This is a genomic window from Actinomadura meyerae (genome assembly GCF_900188445.1).
Classification (GTDB): Bacteria; Actinomycetota; Actinomycetes; order Streptosporangiales; family Streptosporangiaceae; genus Spirillospora; species Spirillospora meyerae.
Genome location: NZ_FZOR01000001.1, coordinates 433,903 through 456,310, shown reverse-complemented (window position 1 = coordinate 456,310; position 22,408 = coordinate 433,903). Strand labels below are relative to the sequence as shown.

The window sequence follows — 22,408 nt, the reverse complement described above, 5'->3', positions numbered from 1 at the left end:
TCGTGAACCCGCGCGGGGGCTAGGCTGAGCCTTTTCATTCGGACGATGATGCTGGAGCCCTTTCATGGCGCTTGAACGCCCCGAGATCGACTTCCCCGAGGGACAGCCCCCGCAGTACCTCGACATCACCGACATCACCGAGGGCAACGGGCCCGTGGCGGCCAAGGGGTCGCAGGTGTCGATGCACTACGTGGGCGTGTCCTGGTCCACCGGCGAGGAGTTCGACGCGTCCTGGAACCGCGGCTCGACGCTGGACTTCCAGCTCGGCGCCGGCCGGGTCATCAAGGGCTGGGACATGGGCATCGAGGGCATGAAGGTCGGCGGGCGCCGCAAGCTCGTCATCCCGCCGCACCTGGCCTACGGCGACCGCAGCCCGAGCCCGGCGATCAAGCCGGGCGAGACGCTCATCTTCGTCGTCGACCTGGTCGCCGTCAGCTGACCGCCCCCGGCTCTCAGCGGCGCGAGCGGCGGCCGAGCAGGTAGCCGAGCGCGGCGCCCGCGAGGGCGACCGCCCCGCCGGCGCCGAAGGCCGCCACCATCGGCCACGCCGCGGAGGCGCGCTCCGGCGCGGCCGCGGCGCGTCCCGGGTACACCGCGCCGGTGCCCGCCTGGACCTCGGCGGGCGCCTGCGCGGCGGCCGGAGTGACGGCCGGAGTGACGGCCGGCGCGACGGCCGGCGCGGCTTGGACGGCGGCCGGGGCGGGCGCGGCGAGGTCGCGTTCGACGGCGGCGAAGAACTCGCCCGCGGTGCGCTTGGCGACGCTGCCGAGCATCCGCTGCCCGACGCCGCCGACCATCCCGCCGACGACCGCCTCGGCGTCGTAGTCGATGCGGGTCGCGCCGCCGCCGTCCGAGAGCCGGACGCGGACGGTCGCGTCGACCGTGCCGGGCGCGCCCTGGCCGCGCGCTCTCAGCACGAACGAGCGCGGCGGGTCGGGCTCGGCGAGCTCGACCTGCCCGACGTAGGTGCCCTTGATGGACGCGACGCCCGCGGTGACCGTCATGCGGTAGGTGCCCGGCCCGGTCTCCTCCAGGGAGCTGCACCCGGGGATCGTGCGGGCGAGGACGGCCGGATCCTGCAGGGCGTCCCAGACGCGGTCGAGCGGCGCGGCGACGCCGGCACTGCCGTTGAGCTGCATGTCCCGACTGTAGAGAACGCGGCCGCGGCGCCGAACGGCAACATCTGCCGAGTACACGCCGACGATTGGGCAATGCGCCCCGATGGGCCCGGGAAATGATCGGATATGTCCGGCAGGTTCCGGCCGGGGGCGAACCCCGGCCCCCCGCCGCGCGTCAACCGATGCGACATCTACCGGACCCCCCACCGAACGGAGTACGCGGCCGATGCGAGGGAAGACGCCCGTGATCGCCATGGTGGCCGCCGGAGTGCTCGGCCTGGCCGCGGGCGGATGGCCCGTCGTCACCGCGCAGGCCGGCGACTCCGGACCGTCCACCCGGTCGCAGCTCGCCGCCGTGCTCGGCGACCAGAGCTGGCCCACCCCGAAGCCCGGCAGCTGGACGATGCCGAAGCCGGCCCCCAACGGGCTGCCGCCGGTCATCAGCCGCATCGAGACGCAGGAGCGCGTCGTCTTCCTCACCATCGACGACGGCTACACCTACGACTCGGAGTTCGTGGACCTCGTCCGCAAGGAGAAGGTCCCGATCATGACGTTCCTGACCTCCACCTACATCAAGGGGCAGGGCCAGTACTTCTGGGCGATGCGCAACGCGGGGTCGCCCATGGAGAACCACACGATCAGCCACCCCAACATGGCGACGCTGAGCGCCGAGGCGCAGAAGAAGCAGATCTGCGGCGCGTCCGACGCCATCCAGACGCAGTACGGCCGCAGGCCCGAGGTCTTCCGGCCGCCGTTCGGCAGCTACAACCAGACGACGCTGCAGGTCGCCAAGGAGTGCGGCATCAAGTCGGTGCTGCTGTGGTCGGCGGAGTTCTACAACGGCACGACCGGCCCCGGCGTCGGCTTCAACGGGTTCGCGCGCGGGGACGGCGGCAAGGGCTTCAAGCCCGGCGACATCATCCTGATGCACTACCGCAAGGGCCTCGCCAAGGAGTTCCAGATGATCCTCGGCTGGATCAAGCAGGCCGGGTTCCGGACCGCCGCCGTGGAGAACTACCTGCCCAGATCGCTCGGCGGCACCGTCCCCGACACCCCCGCCCACGGCTGATTACCGACCTTCCCGGAGGAATCCCGGTTACGGCGAGGCCCCAGGTGGTCCTTCACTAGGGTCAACTCGCTGGCGGGGCCGAGGTCCCCCGCTTCCCGAGCCGGTCCCGCCAGCATCGACCGAGCCGGTCCCGTCGGCATCGACCCGCAGCGACGCGTCGGCCTCGGCGCGCCGACGCAGCGTGTAGAGCGCGTCCGGGGAGAGCGGCATCGCGTCCACGCGGACGCCCTCCGCGTCCTCCACCGCCGACGCGATCACCGCCGACACCGGGATCACGCCCGCCTCCCCCGCGCCCTTGATGCCGAGCGGGTTCAGCGGCGACGGCGTCTCCAGGTGGTCGGTCTCGATCCGCGGGACCTCCGTCGCGTACGGCATGAGGAAGTCCATGAACGACGCGTTCAGCAGCTGCCCGGCCTCGTCGTAGACCATCCGCTCGTACAGCGCCCCGCCGATGCCCTGCGCGACGCCGCCGTGGATCTGCCCCTCGACCACCATCGGGTTGATGAGCCGCCCGCAGTCGTGCACGACCGCGTACCGCAGGATCGCGATCTCCGCGGTGTCCGGGTCGACCTCCACCACGGCGGCGTGCGCGCCCGCCGCGAACGTCGACCGCACGGGCGAGTAGTAGTCGCGCCCCTCCAGCCCCGGCTCGTCCCCGGACGCCACCGGCGGCTCGGTGACCGGGCGGCCCACCGCGAACTGCGTCGCCGCCGCGGCCTCCTCGTCGAAGGCGTACCGCAGCGGGTTCGACAGCACCGCGACCGTCCGCAGCGGGACCGACGCCGACCGGTCGCCCCGCACGTGCACGGTCCCGTCGGTGATCTCCAGGTCGCGCGGGTCGGCCTCCAGGGCCTCCCCCGCGATGCGCAGCGCCTTGCCGCGCACCTTCCGGCAGGCCAGCGCGATCGCGTTGCCGCTCATCACGGCCGCGCGGGAGGCGAACGTCCCGACCGCGTACCCGAACCGCCGGGTGTCGCCGGTGGTGACGTGCACGTCCTCGATCGGGACGCCCAGCTCGGCGGCGGCGATCTGCGCGAACACGGTCTCGTGGCCCTGCCCCTGCGAGGTCAGGCCGGTCGACACGTGCACCCGCCCGGCGGTGTCGATCTCGACGTGCCCGCCCTCGTAGGGGCCGACGCCCGTCCCCTCGACGTAGACGCCGAGGCCGATCCCGACCCGGCGGCCCCGGGCCGCGGCGGCGGCGCGCTCCCGCTCGAAGCCGTCCCAGCCGATCAGCTCGCGGGCCTTGCGGAGCAGCTCCGGGTAGTCGCCCGAGTCGTAGATCAGCGGGCGCCCGTCCTGGAACGTCAGGCCCTGGTCGTAGGGGAACTCATCGGGCTGGATGACGTTCGCCGCGCGCACGTCGGCGCGGTCGCGGCCGAGGTGGCGGGCGATGCGGTCCATCGTCCGCTCCATGCAGAACACGCCCTGCGGGCGGCCCGCGCCCCGGTACGGGGTGACGATCAGCGTGTTGGTGTAGAGGCTGACGACCTCCGCCCGGTACGCGCCGATCTTGTACGGGCCGAGGAGCTGGGTGGAGGTGACGATCGGGATGATGATCCCGTACGGGGTGTAGGCGCCGTGGTCGTGCCGGATCCGCACGTCCAGGCCGAGGACGCGGCCCTCGCCGTCGAACCCGACCCGCACGTCCTGGAGCTGGCCGCGCTCGTGCGCGGCGGAGACGAAGTGCTCGCGCCGGTCCTCGGTCCACTTGACCTCGCGGTCCAGCAGCCGCGCCGCCCACGGGACGAGGACCTCCTCCGGCCACGGGTGGACGATCTTCACGCCGAACCCGCCGCCGACGTCCGGCGCGACCACCTCGACCTTGCCGTTCGGCAGCCCGAGCCGCGCGGCGATCGCGGCGCGCACGCTGGTGGACGCCTGCGTGGAGGAGTACACCCGCAGCGAGCCGTCGTCGGCGTCCCACCGCGCGTAGACGCCGCGGCCCTCCAGCGGCATGGACGCGCTGCGCTCGATGGCGAGGCTGAACTCCAGCACGTGCGGGGCGGCGTCGATCGCGGCGCGGGCGTCCCCGTTCTCCTGGACGAGGACGGCCCCGACGTTGCCCGGCACGTCGTCGTGCACGAGGTGGGCGGCGCGGGTCGCGGCCTCGATGCCGACGACGGCGGGCAGCGGCTCGTAGTCGACGCGGATGCGCTCGGCGGCGTCCTCGGCCAGGTACCGGTCGCGGGCGACGACCATCGCGACGGGCTCGCCGACGTGCCGGACGACCTCGCGCGCGAGCGGGTACGCGGTGCGGCCGTGCGTCAGCGCGGGGTGCGGGATGAGCAGCGGCAGCGGCTCCCCGACCCGCCCCGGCAGGTCCTCCCAGGTGTAGACGGCGACGAGGCCGTCCACGTCGAGCGCGCCGGACACGTCGATGTCGGTGATGCGGGCGTGCGCGTGCGGCGACCGGACGAACGCCGCCGCGAGCGCGCCGCGCCCGAGGTCGTCGAGGTAGCGGCCCCGCCCGGTGGTGAGCCTGGCGTCCTCGCGCCGCTCGACCCGCTCACCGAACACGCGCGTGCCCATTCAGGACTCCCCTTCCTCGGCGGACGCGGCGAGCAGCTCGGCGGCGCGGTGCACCGACCTCACGATGTTCTGGTAGCCGGTGCAGCGGCACAGGTTCCCGGAGATCCCTTCGAGGACCTGCTCCTCGGTCGGGCGCGGCGTCTCCCGCAGCAGCGCCGTCACCGTGCAGAGGAACCCGGGCGTGCAGAAGCCGCACTGAAGTCCGTGGCATTCGCGGAAGGCGCGCTGCACCGGCGACGGCGTGCCGTCCTCGGCGGCGAGCCCCTCGACGGTGGTGACCTCGTGGCCCGCCGCGGTGACGGCGAACATCAGGCACGACCGCACCGGCTCGCCGTCCAGCAGGACGGTGCAGCAGCCGCAGACGCCGTGCTCGCAGCCGACGTGCGTGCCGGTGAGCCCGAGGTCGTGCCGCAGCAGGTCCGACAGCAGCCGCCTGGCCGGGACCGCGGCCGTGCGGTGCGTGCCGTTGACGGTCAGCGCGACCTCGAAGCACTCCTCCATCAGCTCCCCGCCCTCCGCCGCTCCTCCACCCGCAGTGATGCCCGGGACGCCGCCTCCCGCAACGCGCGCTCGGTGAGCACGCCGGTCAGGTGCCGCCGGTAGTCGGCGCCTGCGTGGATGTCGGGCTCCGGGTCGATCCGGTCGCGGACGTGCGCGGCGGCGGCCGACCAGTCGCCGTCCGGCCCGGCCGCGCCGGTCAGGTCGAACACCAGCGGTGTCGCCGCGACGCCGAGGTACCCGGCGCGGGCCGCGGCGACCCGCCCGTCCCCGCCGAGGGTGACGACGGCGGCGACCCCGGCGAGCGCGTAGTCGCCGTGCCGGCGCGCCGTCTCGGTGAACGCGGTGCCGGTGCGGGGCGGCGCCGCCGGGAAGAACGCGGCGACGGCCAGCTCCCCGGGCGCCAGCGCCGGCTCCAGCGGGCCGGCGAAGAACGCGGCGGCCGGGATGGTGCGGCGGCCCGCCGCCGACACCGCCTCGACCGTCCCGCCGAGGACGGCGAGCACGGCGGGCAGCTCGGCGGCCGGGTCGGCGTGCGCGAGGCTGCCGACGACCGTGCCCCGGTTGCGGATCACGGGGTGCGCGACGTGCCGGAGCGCCTGCCCGAGCAGCGGCTGCGCGGCCGCCGCCTCCGCCGACCGCTCCACCCGGGCGTGCCGGGCGAGCGCGCCGACCCGGACCCCGCCGTCCTCGACGCGCAGGGTGTCGAGCCCGGCGATCCGGTTGATGTCGACCAGGTCGGACGGCGCGGCGAGCCGCATGTTCAGCAGCGGGATGAGGCTCTGCCCGCCCGCGAGGACCTTGCCGCCCGGCGCGGCGGCCAGCGCGTCGAGCGCCTCGGCGAGCGTGCCGGGGGCGTGGTAGCCGAACGGGGGCGGCTTCACGTGTCGGCCGCCGGGCGGACCGGGCCGCCGATCTCCTTCTCCGCGGGCGCGATGACGCCGCCGCCCGAGTCGTCCGGCCGGCGCAGCACGTTGAGGACGTGGTAGCCGGCGAGGACGGCGATCGTGCCGAGCGCGATGCCCTGCAGCGGGAAGTCGTCGGTGATCTGCAGCGTCACGTTCCCGATCGCCAGGATGATCGCGGCGGCGACCGGGACGAGGTTGACCGGGTCGGCGAAGTCGACCCGGTTCTCGATCCAGATCTTCGCGCCGAGCAGCCCGATCATCCCGTACAGCACGACGGTGATGCCGCCGAGGACGCCGCCCGGCGTCGCGGCGACGAGCGCGCCGAACTTGGGGCACAGCCCGAACAGCACCGCCACCACCGCGGCGACGTAGTAGGCGGCGGTCGAGTAGATCCGGGTCGCGGCCATCACGCCGATGTTCTCGGCGTAGGTGGTGGTGGGCGAGCCGCCGACCGCGCTGGCGAGGGTGGTGCCGATGCCGTCGGCGGTGATGGCGCGGCCGAGGACGGGGTTCAGGTCGTCGCCGGTCATCGCCGACACCGCCTTGACGTGCCCGGTGTTCTCCGCGATCAGCGCGATGACCGCGGGCAGCGCCAGCAGGATCGCGGACGTCTTGAAGTCGGGGCCGTGCAGGTCGGGGAACCCGAACCAGTCGGCGGCCTTCACGCCGGAGAAGTCGACCCGGTCGTGCGGGAAGGCGGTCGCGACGCAGTACGGGCCCTCCGCGGCGCACGCCTTGCCCGATCCGTCCAGCAGGTTCTGGCCGGGAAGGACTGACGTCACCATGCCCGCGGTCTTGTCGAGAATCCACGAGAGGGCGTACCCGAACACCAGCGCCAGCAGGATCGTGATGCGCGCCCAGAACCCGCGCAGCAGCACCGCGGCCAGGACGGCGAAGCCCAGCGTCGCGAGCGCGACCCACTGGTCCTGCGGCCAGTAGACGGTGGCGACCACCGGGGCGAGGTTGAAGCCGATCAGCATGACCACGGCGCCCGTCACCACCGGCGGGAACACCCGGTGGATGACCTCGCCGCCGGCGAAGTGGATCAGCACGCCGATCAGCGCGAGCACCGCGCCGGCGACCAGGATGGCGCCGGTCACCGTCGCGCTGTCGCCGCCCGCCGCGCGGATCGCCGCGACCGCGCCGACGAACGACGCGCTCGTCCCGAGGTAGCTCGGCACGCGGCCGCCGACGATCAGCAGGAACAGCACCGTCGCGACCCCGGACATCATGATCGCGAGGTTCGGGTCCAGCCCCATCACCACGGGGAACACGAACGTCGCCCCGAACATCGCCACCACGTGCTGCGCGCCGATGCCGGCGGTGCGCGGCCACGACAGCCGCTCGTCCGGCCGGACGACCTCCCCGGGCGGCGGCGTGCGTCCGTCGCCGTGCAGCTTCCAGCCGATCACCATGCGGGGTTCCTCCTGCTCAGCCGAGCGCGTTCATGCGGGCAAGGTAGATCTACCCTGGCAGGCGGGCATCGGCGACTTGTGCCAAACCCCCGCCGCGCCGCTTGAGAGGACCGGCCGGTGTGCGCGCACATGCACTACGCTCAGATACCGCGCATGCGCAGAACGTGCAGAGCGAGGGTGAGGTTGAGCCGCAGATGCGCGTCCTCCGTGAACGCCCCGAGCATCCGCTCCAGCTTCCCGATGCGGTACCGCAGCGTGTTGTAGTGGAAGTGCAGCCGGCGCGCCGTCTCGGCGACGTTCAGGTTGGTCTCCAGCAGCACCTGCAGCGTCCTGCGCAGGTCCACCAGCTCCGGTTCGTCGTCGGTGGCGAGGTCGCCGAGCGTCTCGCGGACGAACGCGTGCAGCTCGCCCGGGTCCGACACGAGGCTGAGCAGCCGGTACACGCCGAGCTGGTCGAAGTGCGCCCGCGCGCCCGCGCCGTTCAGCTGGCGCCCGACCCGCACCGCCTTCACCGCCTGCTCGTACGCCTCCGGCAGCTCCGCCGGGGACGCCACCGTCCGGCTGATGCCGGTGGAGAACGTCCGCCGCACCGGCAGGTGCTCGGCGAAGATCGACGACGCCTCCTTGACCATCGCCTGCACCGGCCCGGCCGCCCATTCGGCGGGGTCGGCGCCGTCCGCGCCGACGACCGCGACGACCTCGTGCGCGAAGCTCGCGACCGCGGCGCCCCGGTCGTGCCGGCGGACGGCCGTCGTCCACGCGGCGGCGAGCCGCTCCTGCGCCGTGCGCTCCTCGGCGCCGCGGCCCCGGCCGTCCGGCTCGGCGGCCTTCGCGCGGCCCCGGCCCTCGGGCTCGGCGCCGCGCGGGCGGCCGTCCAGCTCGGCGACGACCACCACCACCGGGCGGTCGAGGTCCCAGCCGAACCCGCCGCAGTGCGCGACGACGCGGCCGTCGTCGCCGGCCCGCCCGGCGAGGATGTCGCGCAGGAAGTCGGCGCGGTACTTGCTCTCCACCGCCGCGACGGCCTGCTGCTTGGTCACCACCAGCGCGGCGACCGTCGCGGCGCGCTCCAGGATGCCGAGGTCGGTGCCGCGCAGCGTGCCGCCGGGGCTGAACGCGACGATCCGGCCGTGGTCGAAGCCGCCCGCCATCACCGGCACCACCAGGTGGTCGCCGGTGCCGTGGGCGCCGATGACGCCGCAGCCGCCGCGCCCGCAGGCGGCGTGCCGGCCGGCGTCGAACGCGCGCATCGCCTCGACGTGCTCGTCGGGCCCGGCGCCGGCGAGGACCCGCTGGTCGCCGTCCAGCACCACGACCGCCACGTCCAGCAGGGTCGCGACCTCGTCCACGACCTCCTGGAGGCCGCCGCCGCACAGCACGATCTGCACCAGCGCCCGGTGGACCTCCTCGGTGCGGGCGAGGACGGCCGCCTGCCGGTTCAGGATGTCGGTCAGGACCTGGTTGAGGATGTCGTCGAAGCCGACGTCGTTCGGGAGCAGGATCAGGGGGAAGCCGCGCCGGTCCGCCTGCGCGATCATCTCGGCGGGGAGGGAGTCGAGGTAGCGGCCCAGTTTGATGGCCAGGGCCGCGAGGCCGCGCTCGTCGAGGTCGGCGACCAGGTTGTCGAGCGACTGGGGGGTGTTGCGGAGGGGGTAGCCGGTGGTGAGGAGCAGCTCGTTCGGTTTGACCCACGACAGGATGTCGGGGACCTCCATCACGTTGAGCCGCTGGACGACGCGGTCGAGTCCGGCCCGGCCGGCGATGAGGCGGGCGCCGTTGAGGGTGCTGACGCCGAGGACCTCGCCCACCGACAGGCCGTAGGTCAGTGTTCCGGTACTCGCGAGCCGCAGGGCCGGTGGGCCCGGGTCCGCAGTGGTGTAGCTCATGCCAGGGGTCACCTCGCTTTTGGTGCGTTCATCGCCAGTGACGATGTGATCGCTACCGGTTCCTGATCAAAAATGACAACAAAGACGAACGATGACAACCATCCTTGGCAGCTTTCTCCATACGACCGGTGGGGGGGCCGTTCTACCGTCGTCGCGAGGCCGGGCCGCCCGCGAACCGGACGGCCGCCGACACCGGCCTCGGGAGGATCCGTGACCGCGCTCGTCCGCGACCCCGTCCCGCTCCCGGCCCGGGCCCGGCGGCGGCCGCCCGCCGCCGGGGCGGCGAGCCTCGCGCTGCGGCCGCTGCTGGACCCGCCGCGCCGCCCGGCCCGCGTCATCGCCGTGTTCCCGTCGGCGGTGTACCTGGAGGCGCGGGGCGGCCCCGAGCCGCGCGTGCTCGCCGTCGTCACCTCCGACGCCGGGCGGCCGCCGAACGCGGTGGTCGTCGTCGCGACGCGCCGCGAGCACCCGTTCCGGCCGGTCCGCGAGGGCGGGGACGCCCTCGTCGGCGAGGGCCGGGTGGAGGCGGACGGGCTGAGCGTGCGCGTCCGCCGCTGGTGGGATCCCTCGCCCGCGCTCGGGACGCCGCACCCGGCCGCGCTCGCCCGCGGCGTCCGCGCCCTGGAGGCCGAGCTCGCCGCCGCCGGCGTCCTCACCGAGGGCGGGCCTGCGCGCGGCGGCCTCGACGGGCATCCCGACCCCGGCGCGCTGGCGGCCGCGTGCGCGGCGGGCGACCTCGCGGGCGCGGTGGAGGCGGCCGAGCGGATCGTCGGCCTCGGGCCGGGGCTGACGCCGTCCGGCGACGATATCCTGTGCGGCCTGCTGGTGACTCTGCGGCTGGTCGGCGGCGCCGTCCGGCGCGGCGAGGCGGCCGTGCGGCTGGCCGACTGGCTCGGCGCCGCCGTGACCGCCGACGCCGGCACCCGCACCACCGCGCTGTCGGCGACGCTGCTGCACTGCGCCGCCTCGGGCGGTGCCGGCGCCGAGGTCGCGGCCGTGCTGCGCTTCGTCGCGGGCCATGAGCCGCCGGGCGGCGCGGGCCAGGGCGCCGTCCGCCGGCTGCTGTCGATCGGGCACACCTCCGGCACCGACCTCGCCCACGGCGTCCTCGCGGGCTGCCGCGCCGCGCTCGCCCTGGCCTCCCCCGGCGTCCTGGACCTCCCGAGGGTCCCTGCATGAGCGCAGCGGACCGGGGGGCGCGGGGGGAAGGTCCCGCGCAGGGCGCGCCCATGAACGACTGGGTCGAGGTGCGGCGGGGCGCCTACCACGATTCGGTCACGCTGATGCGGGTCAGCCGGAACCTGGCGGAGCGCCCGGAGGTCACCGCGGCGATGGTGGCGATGGGCACCGAGCCGAACCGCGAGATGATCGCGCGGATGGGGTTCGCCGTGCCGGACGGGACGGGCCCGGACGACCTGGTCGTCGCGATCCGCGCCGAGGGCGGCCCCGACGAGGCGCGGGAGGCGCTCGACGCGCTGCTGGCCGCGGCGTCCCGCCCGCCGGCCGGCGGCGGAGTGCTGGGCGCGCCCGAGCCGCCGCGCACGACCCGGTCGGCGGCGGCGCGGTCGGACGCGACGATCGCGCTGCTGTCGGTGCCGGGCCCGCACGTGTTCCCCGAGGCGATGGACGCGCTCGACGCGGGCCTCAATGTGATGGTCTTCAGTGACAACGTGCCGCTCGCCCAGGAGATCGCGCTGAAGGAGGCGGCGGCGCGGCGCGGCCTGATCGTGATGGGCCCCGACTGCGGGACGGCGGTGGTCGGCGGCGCGGGCCTGGGGTTCGCGAACGCGGTCCGGCCGGGGCCGGTGGGCGTCGTCGCCGCGTCCGGGACGGGCGCGCAGCAGCTGATGTGCCTGCTGGACGCGGCGGGCACCGGGGTGAGCCACGTGCTCGGCGTCGGCGGCCGCGACCTGTCGCCCGAGGTGAGCGGCCGGTCGGCGCTGGCGGCGCTCGCCGCGCTGGACGCCGACCCCGGCACCGAGCTGATCGTGCTGGTGTCCAAACCGCCCGCGCCGCAGGTCCTCGACCTGATCCGGGAGGCGGCCCGCCGGCTGGACACGCCGGTGGTGTTCGCGCTGCCGGTGCCCGGCGAGGACGACCTGACCCGGGCGGCGGAGAAGGTGCTGGCGGCCCTCGGCCGGGCCGTCCCGGAGTGGCCGCGCTGGACCGCGGCACCGCGCGGGGCCCCTGAGGCCGGCGGGGCGCGCGGGCGGGCGCTGCGCGGGCTGTTCGCGGGCGGCACCCTGCGGGACGAGGCCGCGATGATCGCCGCGGCGGCGCTCGGCCGCGACCTGGAGGCGCGCGGCCACCGGTTCACCGACTTCGGCGACGACGCCTACACCCGGGGCCGCGCGCACCCGATGATCGACCCGGCGCTGCGGCTGGAGGCGCTGGCGGCCGAGGCCGCCGACCCGGCGTGCGGCGCCCTGCTGCTGGACGTGGTGCTCGGGTACGGCGCCGAGCCCGACCCGGCGGCCGCGCTCGCCCCGGCGATCGCCACCGCCGTCCGCGACCGCCCCGGCCTCGCGGTCGTGGTGTCGCTGTGCGGGACGCCGGCCGACCCGCAGGGCCGCGACCGGCAGGCCGCGGCGCTGTGCGAGGCGGGCGCCGACGTGTTCGCCTCCAACGCGGCCGCGACACGGCACGCGCTGCGCGCCGTCGAGGGGGTACCGGCATGACCGAACAGCGGCTGGGCGGGCTGCTGGCCCGCGAGCCACGCGTCGTCACCGCAGGCGTGGAGGTGCTGGCGGAGGCGCTCGCCGAGCAGGCCGTCCCGGTGCGGCAGGTCGACTGGCGGCCGCCGCCCGCCGGGACGGAGGCGGCGCTCGCCGCCGTGCTCGGCGACCCGCGGCACGCCGACGCGAACGCCCGCGCCGTGCGGCGCATGGTGACGGCCCGCCCGCACCTGGTGGACGTCCGCCCGGCGCGCGAGGTCCTCGGCCTGGAGCCGGGCACGTTCCTGCACGCGGGCCCGCCGCTGGAGTGGGAGCGCGCGTCCGGCCCGATGCGCGGGGCGCTGATCGGCGCGATGCTCCTGGAGGGGCTCGCCGAGACGCCGCTCGGCGCGCGCCACGCGCTGGAGCGCGGCGCGGCCGTCCTCGAACCGTGCCACCACCACGCGACCGTCGGGCCGATGGCCGGGGTCGTCAGCCCGTCGATGTGGATGTTCGTGGTGGAGGACGCCGAGCACGGCGGCACCGCCTACTGCTCCCTCAACGAGGGCCTCGGGAAGGTGCTGCGGTACGGGGCGTACGGGCCGGAGGTGATCGAGCGGCTGGCGTGGATGGGCGAGGTGCTCGGCCCGGCGCTGCGGGCCGCCGTCCGGCGGCACGGCCCGCTCGACCTGGTGTCGGTCATCGCGCAGGCGCTGCAGATGGGCGACGAGCTGCACAACCGCAACCGCGCGGCGACGTCGCTGCTGCTGCGGGAGCTGGCGCCCGACCTCATCGACGCCGAGGAGGTCCCCCGCGGCCGGGCCGCCGAGGCGCTGCGGTTCGCGGCGGGCAACGACCACTTCTTCCTGAACGCCGGGATGGCGGCGGCGAAGGCGTGCGCGGACGCGGCCCGCGGCGTCCCCGGGTCGAGCCTGGTCGTGGCGATGGCCCGCAACGGCACCGACTTCGGCATCCAGCTGTCGGGCACCGGCGACCGCTGGTTCACCGGCCCCGCGGGCGTCCCCGACGGGCTGTACCTCGGCGACTACGGCCCGGACGACGCCAATCCCGACATCGGCGACTCGGCGATCACCGAGACGGCCGGGACGGGCGGGTTCGCGCTCGCCGCCGCGCCCGCGATCGTCCGGTTCGTGGGCGGCGAGGTCCCGGACGCGGTCGCCGCCACCCAGCGCATGTACGAGATCACGATGGCCGAGCACCCGGCGCTGCAGATCCCGCTGCTGTCGTTCCGCGGCACCCCCGCCGGGATCGACGCCGCCCGGGTCGTCCGCACCGGCATCCTGCCCGTCATCGACACCGGCATCGCGGGCCGCGAGGCCGGCACCGGGCAGGTCGGCGCCGGGCTCGTCGAGCCCCCGCCGAACGTGTTCGCCGACGCCCTGCACGCCCTCGCGGAGATCGCGTAGCGGGGGGCGCAGGGGGTAGCGTCCGGGGCATGAGCGAGTCGATCACCGGGGAGCAGTACGCCCTGAGCGCCGGGCCGTACCAGGCCGTCGTCACCGAGTCGGGCGCGAGCCTGCGGGAGCTGACCTGCGGCGGTCTCCCGCTGGTGCTGTCGCACGGCGCCGACGAGCCCGCCCCGGCCGCGTTCGGGCACCTGCTCGTCCCGTGGCCGAACCGGATCGACCGCGGCCGCTACCGCTACGGCGGCGCCGAGCACCAGCTCGACGTGTCCGAGCCCGAGCGCGACTGCGCGATCCACGGCCTGGTCCGGTGGGCGTCCTGGCGGGTCGCCGAGCACGAGCCGCACCGGGTGCGGCTGACCCACCGGCTGCTCGCCACGGGCGGCTACCCGTTCCGCCTCGACCTGGAGGCCGAGTACACCCTGGACGCCGAGGCCGGGCTGCGCGTGCGGATGTCCGCCCGCAACGCCGGGACGAAGACCGCGCCGTACGGGCACGGCGCCCACCCCTACCTGACGGTCGGCGAGCCCATCGACGCCTGCACCGTCCACCTGCTCGCCGACCGGTACCTGCCGGTGGACGACCGGATGATCCCCTCCGGGCCGTCCGAGGACGTCACCGGCACCCGGTACGACCTGCGGACCGGTCCGCTGCTCGGCGACCGCCCGATCGACAACGCGTTCACCGGGCTGAACCGCGACGGCGGCGGCCGCGTCTGGGTGGTGCTGTCGGGCGGCGGCCGGACGGTGCGGCTGTGGGCGGACGCGGCGCACCCGTGGATGGAGATCTACACCGCCGACAACGCCCCGACTCCGCGCGCCGGTCTCGGCGTGGAGCCGATGACGTGCCCGCCGAACGCGTTCGCGTCCGGGGAGGACCTGCTCCACCTGGAGCCGGGCGCGGAGTTCCACGGCACCTGGGGCATCGTCGTCGGCGGCTGACCCGGGCGGGGCCGCTCCGGACACCGCCGCTCCGGACACCGCCGCTCCGGACACCGCCGCTCCGGACGCCGCCGATTCCGCCGCGACCGGTTCCCCGGCGGGCGGCGGTTGGGGGATCATGGCGGGGTGAACTTCAGTGTGTCCTCGTTCGACGACCTGTCCGCGCGCATCGCCGCCGCCCGCGACGCGCACGGCGAGCGCTTCCCCGGCGGCGCGGAGGGCCGGCAGCCGGTGCACACCGTGTACGTGCCCGCCGACCGGTTCTCCCGCTCGACGCCCGCCGACTTCGGCGCGGAGGCCCTGCGGCTGCTGAACACGCACACGCCCGGCGCCGGGTCGTTCGGCGCCGCGTTCGGCCTCGACCCGGAGCTGGCCGGGCCTGTGCGGGAGCGGGTCGCCGCCAAGCTCGCCGCCGAGCCGGTCGAGGACCTGCGGATCGACTTCGAGGACGGCTACGGCGTGCGCGAGGACGCCGAGGAGGACGCGCACGTCGCGCAGGTCGTGGAGGCCGTCGCCGCCGCGTACCAGGTGAAGGGCCTCCCCCACTACTGGGGGCTGCGGGTGAAGTCGTTCGCCGACGGCGGCCACGAGCGGGCGATGCGGACGCTGGACGGGTTCCTCACCGCGCTGCGCGACCGGCTCGGCCGGCTGCCCGGCGGGTTCACGATCACCTTCCCGAAGGTGCTGAGCGTGGAGCACGTCCGGCTGTTCACCGAGTTCCTCGACCGGCTGGAGGGCGCGCTCGGGCTGCCGCAGGGCATCCTGCGGTTCGAGCTCCAGGTCGAGACGCCGCAGTCGCTCATCGACCACGCGGAGGGGCGGGTCGGGCTCGGCCCGCTCGTCGAGGCCGCGCAGGGCCGCGTCACCGCCGCGCACTTCGGCGTGTTCGACTACACCGCCGCGCTGGGGCTGCCGCCGCACGAGCAGCGGCTCGACCACCCGGCGTGCGACTTCGCCCGCCACCTGATGCAGGTGTCGCTCGCCGGGACCGGGGTGCGGCTGTCGGACGGCTCCACCAACGTCGTCCCCCGCAACGACGGGCCCGACGAGGTCAACGCGGCCTGGGCGGCGCACGCGGCGCACGTCCGGCACTCGCTGGCGCACGGCTTCTACCAGGGCTGGGACCTGCACCCCGCGCACCTGCCGAGCCGGTACGCGGCCGTGTACGCGTTCCACCTGACCGGCGCCGACGAGGTCATCGGGCGGGTCCGGGCGTGGCACGAGCAGGCGGCGGGCGGCGCGAGCGGCTTCCTGGACGAGCCCGCCACGATCAAGGCGCTGACGGCCCGGCTGCGCCGCGCGGTCGACTGCGGCGCGCTGGACGAGAGCGTCCTCCCGGCGCCCTGACCCTGGACGGCCGGCCGTGGTTACCGGGCGCGCCCCCAGAACGGGCCGACGGCGTTCATGAGGGTGCGGAGCTGCTCCTCCTCGTAGGCGAAATGGGCGTCGAGTTCGGCGGTGATCCGGTCGAGCTCCGCGCGGACCTCGCCCGGGTCGCGGGAGCCGGCGTCGTCCAGCACGGCCTGGAGCCTCCGCCGGTTCTCGGTGACGGTGACGTGCTCGCGCCGCAGGCGGGTGATCACCGGGGCGAGGCCGGGGAACTCGGTCTCCAGGCGGGGGAAGGCGCGCGCCTCCTCGTTGTCGTGGTGCTCGCCGAGGACGTCGCAGACGGAGACGCAGTGCTCGCGGAGCTGCCGCGCGAGGTCGGAGGCGCCTTCGGAGACGCCGCCGGGGACGCGGTCGGAGCCGGGGCCCGCGTAGAAGGCGTCGACGTCGGCGCGCAGGTCCGCCAGCCGGGCGCGCAGGTCGTCGTGGATCCTGACCAGCTCGTCGCCGATGGCGGCGCCCCGCCCGTCCAGGTGGCCGCGGTGGAGGGCGACGACCGGGATGACGCGGCTCGTCCGCCGCTGGTAGTCGGCGTAGGCGGGGACGCGCTCGCCCTGCCGCGCGTACAGCCGGTCGCGCTCGTCGCCCGCGACGGGGAGGGCGACGCCCTCGAAGGTCTCGGTGCCGACCTCGACGGTGACGCGCGGGTCGGCGCGGACGTTGTGGTACCACGCGGGGTCGTGCGGCAGCCCCGCGTTGGAGGCGAACACGATCAGCCGGTCTCCGTCCGCCATGTAGCCGAGCGGTGTGGTGTGCGGCGCGCCGGTCTTCCTGCCCGTGCTGGTGAGCAGGAGCAGGTCGGCCCCCTCGAAGGGCCCGCCGACCCGCCCCCCGCCGGCCCGGAACTCCTCGATGACCTGCCGGTTCCAGTCGCTCATGGACGCGGCACTCCTATTCTGGACGCGATCAGGGACGCATTTGCTTTGAGAACAAAGCTATTTTGAAAGCAGAGCCAATGTCAACCGAAGAGAGCGCCGGGCCGGACGTCGACGACGGCATCCGGACGATGCTGATGCTGATGCCGCGGCTGGTCTCCGCGGCCAAGAAGATCAAGGTGCCGGCCGAGCTGGCCGCCTTCGACCTCGCGCCCCGGCACCTGTCGCTGCTCGCCTACCTGCTGTTCGACGGCCCGCTCACGGTGAACGCGCTGGCCGCCCGGCTGGAGGTGGCGCCCGCGACGGTGAGCCTGATGGTCGGCGACCTCAGCCGGCAGGGCATCCTGCTGCGCCGCGAGGACCCCGCCGACCGGCGCCGCACCATCGTCAGCGTCGCCGACGAGCACCTGCCCGCGATCAACGGGTGGCTCGGCCGCGGCGCCGGCGCCTGGCGCACCGCCCTGGAGCCGCTCACGCCCGCGCAACGCCGGATGTTCATCGACACGCTGCTGGCCTACGAGCGCGCGGTCAGCGAGGCTCGCGGCGGGTGAACGCCTCCAGGTCGTCCGGCGTGTCGATGTCGTCGGGCGCCGCCACGTCGTCGCACGGGACCTCGGTGACCAGCTCCGGGTGGGCCCGCAGGTAGCCGCGCGCGCCCTGGTCGCCGACCGCCGCCTCCGCGACGCCCGCGAAGTGCTCCGCGCTCAGCAGCGCGGGGTTGCGCGGCGCTCCCCCGTAGGTCGCGACCGCGATGGCGGCGCCCGCCTCGTACGCGGCGACCAGCCGCCGGACCGCGGCCGCGGTGACGAGCGGCTGGTCGACGAGCGCGACCACCACGGCCGGGCAGGCGGGCGGCAGCGCGGCGAGCCCGGTGCGCAGCGAGGAGCCCATGCCGTCGCGCCAGCCCGGGTTCGGGACGACGACGGCGCCGATCACCTCGATCTGCGCCGCGCCCGCCACCACCAGGACCGGGGTGCAGCCCCCGTCCCGCAGCATGCGGACGCCGCGGTCGACCAGGCGCTCGCCGTCCAGTTCCAGGGTCGCCTTGGGCCGCCCGAGCCGGCTGCCCTCCCCGGCCGCGAGCAGCAGGCCCGCCGGGGACACCGCGCGGTGCAACGTCATCCCGCGAGGGTAGTGCCGTCAGGGCGCGTCGGCGTGGATCCGGCCGGTGGTGTCGGTGAGCGGGCGCCCCGAACCGCCCCAGCGGAGCTGGACCAGCTCCGCCGCGATCGACACCGCCGTCTCCTCCGGCGTCCGCGCGCCGAGGTCCAGGCCGATCGGCGAGCGGAGCCGGCCCAGCTCGGCCTCGGTCAGCCCGGCCTCGCGCAGCCGGGCGAGCCGGTCGTCGTGGGTGCGGCGCGACCCCATCGCGCCGATGTAGCCGGCGTCGGTGCGCAGCGCCACCTCCAGCAGCGGCACGTCGAACTTGGGGTCGTGGGTCAGCACGCAGATCGCGGTGCGCCCGTCGATGGTGCCGCGCTCCTCCTCCAGGAACTTGTGCGGCCACTTCACCACCACCTCGTCGGCCTCGGGGAACCGCTTCGGCGTCGCGAACACCGGCCGCGCGTCGCAGACCGTCACCCGGTAGCCGAGGAACGCGCCGACCCGGGCGACGGCCGCGGCGAAGTCGATCGCGCCGAACACCAGCAGCCGCGGCGGCGGCGCGAACGAGTGGACGAACACCGACAGGTCGTCCAGCCGCCGCTCGCCCTCCGGCCCGTAGTGCCGCTGCCCGGTGAGGCCCTGCGCGAGCATGCCGCGCGCGTCGTCGTCGACCGCCGCGTCGAGGCGGGCGGCGTGCGGCTCGCCGGGCGCGAGCGAGCCGGAGGCGCGGTCGGCCCACACGACGCGGCGGGCGCCGATGCGGCCCGGCCCGGCGACCACGGTGGCGACCGCGACCGGCTCGTGCCGCTCGATCGCCGCCGCGACCTTGGGGAACTCGGGGAAGGCGGCGGGGCCGACCGGCTCCACCAGCACGTCCAGGATGCCGCCGCAGGTCAGCCCGACGGCGAACGCGTCGTCGTCGCTCACCCCGTACCGCTGGACGACCGGCGTCCCGGTCTCCAGCACCGACTGCGCCAGCTCGTACACGGCGCCCTCCACGCAGCCGCCGGACACGCTCCCCGCCACCTCGCCGCCCGCCGACACCGCCATCGCGGCGCCCGGCGGGCGCGGCGCGCTGCGGAAGGTGTGCACGACGGTCGCGAGACCGAACGTCTCCCCCGAGGCGTACCAGCCGGTGATGTCGCCGAGCACGTCACGCATGAGCGCTCCCCTTTCCCGCGGTGCCCGCGACGATGCGGGCGAGTTCCTCCAGGGCCGCCAGGCTGTGCCCGGAGGTGAAGTCGTCGACGTGCGGCAGCGCCGCCGCCATCCCCGCCGTCAGCGGCTCGTACCCGGGCCGCGCCTTGTGCGGGTTCGCCCACACGACGCGGTGCGCGAGCCGGCTCAGCCGCGCCATCTGCTCGCCGAGCAGCGCCGCGTCGCCGCGCTCCCAGCCGTCGGAGGCGATCACCACGACCGCGCCGCGGGCCAGGCCGCGCTGCCCGAACCGGTCGAGGAACTCCCTCAGCTCCTCGCCGAGCCGGGTGCCGCCGCTCCAGTCCGGGATGGCGGCCGACGCCGCCGCCATCGCCGCGTCCGCGTCGCGGTGCCGCAGCTCGCGGGTGAGGCGGGTGAGCCGCGTCCCGGCGCTGAACACCTCCACGTCGCGGCCGCCGGACCGGGCGGCGGCGTGCGCGAACCGCAGCAGCGCGTCGGCGTAGGGGCTCATCGACCCGCTGACGTCCACGATCAGCACGACCCGGCGCGGGCGGGTGCGGTGCGCCCGGTGCCGCAGCAGGGACGTCTCGCCGCCGCGCCGCAGCGTCTCGCGGACCGTCCGGGCGGGATCGAGCCGCCCCGCCGGCGCCGGGGCGAACCGGCGCGACCTGCGCCGCTGCCCTCCGGCGTCCAGCAGCGCGATGAGCCGGGCGACCTCGGCGCGCTCGGCTGCGCTCAGCCGCGCCACGTCCCGGTCGCGGAGCACCTCGGTCGCGCTGGCCGTGGCCGCCGTCAGGTCTCCGTCCTCCCGCGCGCCGGGCGGCGCGGCCGCGTCGGGCACGGCCATCCGGCGCACGACCACCGGCGGCGGCGTGCGCCGCCCCGGCCGCGCGGTCGCGCCGGAGAAGTACGCGGCGAAGCACCGGTCGTAGCGGGAGAGGTCGTCGGGGTCGGCGCACAGCGTCAGCCGGCCCGCCCAGTACACGTCCTTCGGGTCGAGGACGTCGAGGTGGTCGAGCGCCGCCAGCATCGCCTGGACGCGCTCGGGGTCGGCCGCGCCGCCCGCCGCGCGCAGCGTCCGGGCGAACCCGACCAGCGTCTCGGTCACGTCCCGCCGCACGGCTCAGCCCCCGTTGAGCAGGGCCCCGAGCCCGCCGCCGAGGACGCGCTGCTGGTCCTCGCGGTACTTGAGCACGGCGCCCAGCGTCACCGCCGCCGACGCCGGGTCGAGCTCGCGGGCGCCGAGCGCCACCAGGGCCTCGGTCCAGTCGAGGGTCTCGGCGACGCCGGGCGGCTTCAGCAGCCCGGCCCCGCGCATCCGCTGCGCGGCGCGGGCGACCTGCCCGGCGAGCCGCTCGGCCGCGTCCGGCAGCCGCCGCCTGATGATCGCGACCTCGCGGTCGAACGAGGGGTGCTCCAGCCAGTGGTACAGGCAGCGCCGCTTGAGCGCGTCGTGCACCTCGCGGGTGCGGTTGGAGGTGACCACGACCACCGGCGGCCGCTCGGCCCGGATCGTGCCGAGCTCCGGGACGGTGATCGTGAAGTCGCTGAGGACCTCCAGCAGGAACGCCTCGAACTCGTCGTCGGCGCGGTCGAGCTCGTCCACCAGCAGGACGCTCGGCGCGGTCTCCAGCGCCCGCAGCAGCGGCCTGGCCAGCAGGAACCGCCGGTCGTACAGCTCGCCCTCCAGCCGCGCCACGTCGTGCACGCCGGCGGCCTCGGCGGCGCGCAGGTGCAGCAGCTGGCGCGGGAAGTCCCAGTCGTAGAGGGCCTGGGAGGCGTCCAGGCCCTCGTAGCACTGGAGCCGGATCAGCGGCGCGCCGAGGGCCCGCGCGAGCGTCTTGGCCAGCTCGGTCTTGCCGACGCCGGCCTCGCCCTCCAGGAACAGCGGCCGGCCCATCCGCAGCGCGAGGAAGCACGCCGTGGCGAGCCCCTCGTCGCACAGGTAGGCGTGCCGGTCGAGCAGGCCCGCGAGCTCCGCGGGCGATCCGACCCGGTCCATGGTCGTCGACGCCGTCTCCCCCACGGCATCGAGGCTACTCGGCGGGAGACGCAAGTCACATGGCCCGCGCTCTTGCGTTTCGGCGGCCTCGTCCGGTTCGCCACAATTCATATGATGCAGGTAGGGAAAGTTGACTTTACGGCTGGTGCCCGCGAGCATCGGACCATGCGATCCGGTAACGGCAAGGAACCCGACCTCACCGACGAGGCCGCCTACGAGAGCGTCCGCGCGCTGTCCCGGCGGGGCATGCTGCGCCTGTCCGCGGGCGCCGGCGCCGCGCTCGCCGTCCCCGCCGCCCTCCCCGCCGCCGCGACGGGCGCCCGCGCGGCCGACGAGGGCCCGGCGATCGTGAAGCCGCTGCCTCCCGAGCTGTTCATCCCGTACGGGACCAACGCCGAGATGCGGTGGGAGGCCATGCGCGGCCAGGGCCTGCTCACCCCCGCCGACCGCTTCTTCGTCCGCAACCACGTCGCCACCCCGCGCATCGACGCGCGCACCTGGCGGCTCAAGCTGTGGGGAACCGGGCTGCACGGCTCCCCCGGCGAGGAGCGTCCCGTCCGGTTCTCCTACGCCGACCTGCTGCGGCTCCCCTCCGAGACCATCACGGCCTTCATCGAATGCACCGGGAACGCCCGGGGGTTCTACACCTCCCAGCAGGGGCAGCAGGTCTCAGGGACGCCCTGGAAGCTCGGCGCCATCGGCGTCGCGCGGTGGCGCGGGGTCCGGCTCTCCACCGTGCTGCGCCTCGCAGGTATTACCCGCGAGGCCGTGGACATCCTGCCGCGCGGGCTGGACGCTGACTATGTGGACAAGGGCGAGAACCTCGGCCGCGTGCGGCGTCCCCTTCCCGTCGCCAAGGCGATGAAGGACGTCCTCCTCGCCTACGAGATGAACGGCGCCCCGCTCCCGCCCGACCACGGGTACCCCGTCCGGCTGGTCGTGCCGTCCTGGACGGGCATCGCCTCCATCAAGTGGCTCGGGGACATCCAGGTCGCCGCCGAGCCGCTGTACTCCCCGTGGAACACCCGCTTCTACCGGCTCTTCGGCCCCGGCTACCCGCCGGAGGGATCGCCGCCGGTGACCCGCGCGAACGTCAAGTCGGCCTTCGAGCTGCCCTGGGAGGCGTCCCTGCCCGCGGCGCCGCAGGTCCTGCGCGGCCGGTCCTGGTCGGGCACCGGCCGGATCCGGCACACCGAGATCAGCGTGGACGGCGGCGCCACCTGGCGGCGCGCCAGGCTGCTCGACCGCCCCGACCCGCGGGGCTGGACGCGCTGGGAGTTCCCCTGGAGGCCGCACAGCCGCGGACCTCACGAGCTGCTGGCGCGGGCCACCGACGAGACCGGCGCGTCCCAGCCCTTCAACGCCCCCTACAACACCCTCGGCTACCTGTTCGGCGCCGTCGTACGCCACCCCGTCGCCGTCTCCTGAACCCCCGACG

At 75.4% G+C, this 22,408-nt stretch carries 20 protein-coding genes; 9 read left to right on the top strand and 11 right to left on the bottom strand.

The features are described 5' to 3' along the window. Positions 1 to 64 precede the first annotated feature (64 nt). Positions 65 to 439 (top strand): FKBP-type peptidyl-prolyl cis-trans isomerase, encoded by a 375-nt coding sequence (locus CHF16_RS02060; RefSeq protein ID WP_089324131.1) that lies wholly within the window; start codon positions 65 to 67, stop codon positions 437 to 439. A gap of 13 nt (positions 440 to 452) precedes the next feature. Here CHF16_RS02060 and CHF16_RS02055 read toward each other — a convergent pair whose 3' ends face one another. After that, positions 453 to 1,139 (bottom strand): SRPBCC family protein, encoded by a 687-nt coding sequence (locus tag CHF16_RS02055; RefSeq protein WP_089324130.1) that lies wholly within the window; start codon positions 1,137 to 1,139, stop codon positions 453 to 455. Positions 1,140 to 1,344: 205 nt separating this feature from the next. Here CHF16_RS02055 and CHF16_RS02050 point away from each other — a divergent pair, with 205 nt between their 5' ends. After that, entirely contained in the window at positions 1,345 to 2,187 is an 843-nt protein-coding gene (locus CHF16_RS02050) for a polysaccharide deacetylase family protein (RefSeq protein ID WP_089324129.1), read from the top strand. Positions 2,188 to 2,214: 27 nt separating this feature from the next. On the opposite strand, the gene cutA is transcribed toward CHF16_RS02050, so the two are convergent. From cutA to CHF16_RS02025, 5 genes are all read right to left on the bottom strand, one after another. Beyond that, positions 2,215 to 4,719, bottom strand: a complete 2,505-nt coding sequence (cutA, locus tag CHF16_RS02045; RefSeq protein WP_089324128.1) for an aerobic carbon-monoxide dehydrogenase large subunit — start codon at positions 4,717 to 4,719, stop codon at positions 2,215 to 2,217. Continuing rightward, positions 4,720 to 5,220, bottom strand: coding sequence for a (2Fe-2S)-binding protein (locus CHF16_RS02040; RefSeq protein WP_089324127.1), 501 nt, complete (start codon positions 5,218 to 5,220; stop codon positions 4,720 to 4,722). It lies immediately after the preceding gene. Continuing rightward, positions 5,220 to 6,101 carry an FAD binding domain-containing protein gene (locus CHF16_RS02035; protein ID WP_089324126.1) on the bottom strand — a complete coding sequence of 294 codons (882 nt, stop codon included), beginning with the start codon at positions 6,099 to 6,101 and terminating at the stop codon, positions 5,220 to 5,222. Before CHF16_RS02035 ends, CHF16_RS02040 begins: the two co-directional genes overlap by 1 nt. Beyond that, the gene (locus tag CHF16_RS02030; RefSeq protein WP_089324125.1) at positions 6,098 to 7,540 is read right to left on the bottom strand and encodes a uracil-xanthine permease family protein; all 1,443 of its coding nucleotides are present in this window, start codon (positions 7,538 to 7,540) and stop codon (positions 6,098 to 6,100) included. The genes CHF16_RS02035 and CHF16_RS02030 overlap by 4 nt, the downstream gene beginning before the upstream one ends. Before the next feature lie 140 nt (positions 7,541 to 7,680). Beyond that, complete coding sequence (locus CHF16_RS02025; protein WP_089324124.1) at positions 7,681 to 9,426, bottom strand: PucR family transcriptional regulator; 1,746 nt, start codon at positions 9,424 to 9,426, stop codon at positions 7,681 to 7,683. Between the two features lie 210 nt (positions 9,427 to 9,636). Between CHF16_RS02025 and CHF16_RS02020 the strand changes: the two genes are divergently transcribed. The 5 genes from CHF16_RS02020 (at position 9,637) to CHF16_RS02000 (ending at position 15,792) form a co-directional block, all read left to right on the top strand. Further along, entirely contained in the window at positions 9,637 to 10,605 is a 969-nt protein-coding gene (locus tag CHF16_RS02020) for an oxamate carbamoyltransferase subunit AllH family protein (protein WP_245868149.1), read from the top strand. A 50-nt stretch (positions 10,606 to 10,655) separates the two neighbouring features. Beyond that, positions 10,656 to 12,104: an AllF/FdrA family protein gene (locus CHF16_RS02015; protein ID WP_089324122.1), complete on the top strand. Its 1,449-nt coding sequence runs from the start codon at positions 10,656 to 10,658 to the stop codon at positions 12,102 to 12,104. Next, positions 12,101 to 13,507: a YlbE family protein gene (locus tag CHF16_RS02010; protein WP_089324121.1), complete on the top strand. Its 1,407-nt coding sequence runs from the start codon at positions 12,101 to 12,103 to the stop codon at positions 13,505 to 13,507. Before CHF16_RS02015 ends, CHF16_RS02010 begins: the two co-directional genes overlap by 4 nt. 29 nt (positions 13,508 to 13,536) lie before the next feature. After that, positions 13,537 to 14,445 (top strand): aldose 1-epimerase family protein, encoded by a 909-nt coding sequence (locus CHF16_RS02005; protein ID WP_089324120.1) that lies wholly within the window; start codon positions 13,537 to 13,539, stop codon positions 14,443 to 14,445. A 126-nt stretch (positions 14,446 to 14,571) separates the two neighbouring features. Continuing rightward, positions 14,572 to 15,792 carry a DUF6986 family protein gene (locus CHF16_RS02000; RefSeq protein ID WP_089324119.1) on the top strand — a complete coding sequence of 407 codons (1,221 nt, stop codon included), beginning with the start codon at positions 14,572 to 14,574 and terminating at the stop codon, positions 15,790 to 15,792. A gap of 20 nt (positions 15,793 to 15,812) precedes the next feature. On the opposite strand, the gene CHF16_RS01995 is transcribed toward CHF16_RS02000, so the two are convergent. After that, positions 15,813 to 16,709: a nitroreductase/quinone reductase family protein gene (locus tag CHF16_RS01995; protein ID WP_089324118.1), complete on the bottom strand. Its 897-nt coding sequence runs from the start codon at positions 16,707 to 16,709 to the stop codon at positions 15,813 to 15,815. Positions 16,710 to 16,786: 77 nt separating this feature from the next. On the opposite strand from CHF16_RS01995, the gene CHF16_RS01990 reads away from it, so the two are divergent. After that, positions 16,787 to 17,257, top strand: a complete 471-nt coding sequence (locus CHF16_RS01990; RefSeq protein ID WP_089324117.1) for a MarR family winged helix-turn-helix transcriptional regulator — start codon at positions 16,787 to 16,789, stop codon at positions 17,255 to 17,257. Here CHF16_RS01990 and CHF16_RS01985 read toward each other — a convergent pair. From CHF16_RS01985 to CHF16_RS01970, 4 genes are read right to left on the bottom strand one after another with little or no spacing between them, the layout of a single operon-like run. Beyond that, positions 17,235 to 17,828 carry a nucleotidyltransferase family protein gene (locus CHF16_RS01985; RefSeq protein ID WP_089324116.1) on the bottom strand — a complete coding sequence of 198 codons (594 nt, stop codon included), beginning with the start codon at positions 17,826 to 17,828 and terminating at the stop codon, positions 17,235 to 17,237. The two genes, CHF16_RS01990 and CHF16_RS01985, sit on opposite strands and share 23 nt — an antisense overlap. Before the next feature lie 18 nt (positions 17,829 to 17,846). Next, entirely contained in the window at positions 17,847 to 18,971 is a 1,125-nt protein-coding gene (locus tag CHF16_RS01980; protein ID WP_089324115.1) for an XdhC family protein, read from the bottom strand. Next, positions 18,964 to 20,088 (bottom strand): vWA domain-containing protein, encoded by a 1,125-nt coding sequence (locus tag CHF16_RS01975; protein ID WP_245868148.1) that lies wholly within the window; start codon positions 20,086 to 20,088, stop codon positions 18,964 to 18,966. The genes CHF16_RS01980 and CHF16_RS01975 overlap by 8 nt, the downstream gene beginning before the upstream one ends. A gap of 3 nt (positions 20,089 to 20,091) precedes the next feature. Beyond that, on the bottom strand, positions 20,092 to 20,970 hold the full coding sequence (locus tag CHF16_RS01970) for an AAA family ATPase (protein ID WP_179271358.1): 879 nt from the start codon (positions 20,968 to 20,970) through the stop codon (positions 20,092 to 20,094). 165 nt (positions 20,971 to 21,135) lie between these two features. Here CHF16_RS01970 and CHF16_RS01965 point away from each other — a divergent pair, with 165 nt between their 5' ends. Then, a complete protein-coding gene (locus CHF16_RS01965; RefSeq protein WP_089324113.1) occupies positions 21,136 to 22,398 on the top strand; it encodes a sulfite oxidase in 1,263 nt (420 codons plus the stop codon). Positions 22,399 to 22,408: the final 10 nt, after the last annotated feature.

Bases quoted from the DNA above. Each gene is read 5' to 3' on its own strand.
- CHF16_RS02050 (WP_089324129.1), top strand. From the start codon at position 1,345: ATGCGAGGGAAGACGCCCGTGATCGCCATGGTGGCCGCCGGAGTGCTC.
- CHF16_RS02025 (WP_089324124.1), bottom strand. From the start codon at position 9,426: ATGAGCTACACCACTGCGGACCCGGGCCCACCGGCCCTGCGGCTCGCG.
- CHF16_RS01980 (WP_089324115.1), bottom strand. From the start codon at position 18,971: ATGCGTGACGTGCTCGGCGACATCACCGGCTGGTACGCCTCGGGGGAG.
- CHF16_RS01995 (WP_089324118.1), bottom strand. From the start codon at position 16,709: ATGAGCGACTGGAACCGGCAGGTCATCGAGGAGTTCCGGGCCGGCGGG.
- CHF16_RS02005 (WP_089324120.1), top strand. From the start codon at position 13,537: ATGAGCGAGTCGATCACCGGGGAGCAGTACGCCCTGAGCGCCGGGCCG.
- CHF16_RS01985 (WP_089324116.1), bottom strand. From the start codon at position 17,828: ATGACGTTGCACCGCGCGGTGTCCCCGGCGGGCCTGCTGCTCGCGGCC.
- CHF16_RS01965 (WP_089324113.1), top strand. From the start codon at position 21,136: ATGCGATCCGGTAACGGCAAGGAACCCGACCTCACCGACGAGGCCGCC.
- CHF16_RS01990 (WP_089324117.1), top strand. From the start codon at position 16,787: ATGTCAACCGAAGAGAGCGCCGGGCCGGACGTCGACGACGGCATCCGG.
- CHF16_RS02015 (WP_089324122.1), top strand. From the start codon at position 10,656: ATGAACGACTGGGTCGAGGTGCGGCGGGGCGCCTACCACGATTCGGTC.
- CHF16_RS02055 (WP_089324130.1), bottom strand. From the start codon at position 1,139: ATGCAGCTCAACGGCAGTGCCGGCGTCGCCGCGCCGCTCGACCGCGTC.
- CHF16_RS02030 (WP_089324125.1), bottom strand. From the start codon at position 7,540: ATGGTGATCGGCTGGAAGCTGCACGGCGACGGACGCACGCCGCCGCCC.
- CHF16_RS02040 (WP_089324127.1), bottom strand. From the start codon at position 5,220: ATGGAGGAGTGCTTCGAGGTCGCGCTGACCGTCAACGGCACGCACCGC.
- cutA (WP_089324128.1), bottom strand. From the start codon at position 4,719: ATGGGCACGCGCGTGTTCGGTGAGCGGGTCGAGCGGCGCGAGGACGCC.
- CHF16_RS01970 (WP_179271358.1), bottom strand. From the start codon at position 20,970: ATGGACCGGGTCGGATCGCCCGCGGAGCTCGCGGGCCTGCTCGACCGG.
- CHF16_RS02010 (WP_089324121.1), top strand. From the start codon at position 12,101: ATGACCGAACAGCGGCTGGGCGGGCTGCTGGCCCGCGAGCCACGCGTC.
- CHF16_RS02060 (WP_089324131.1), top strand. From the start codon at position 65: ATGGCGCTTGAACGCCCCGAGATCGACTTCCCCGAGGGACAGCCCCCG.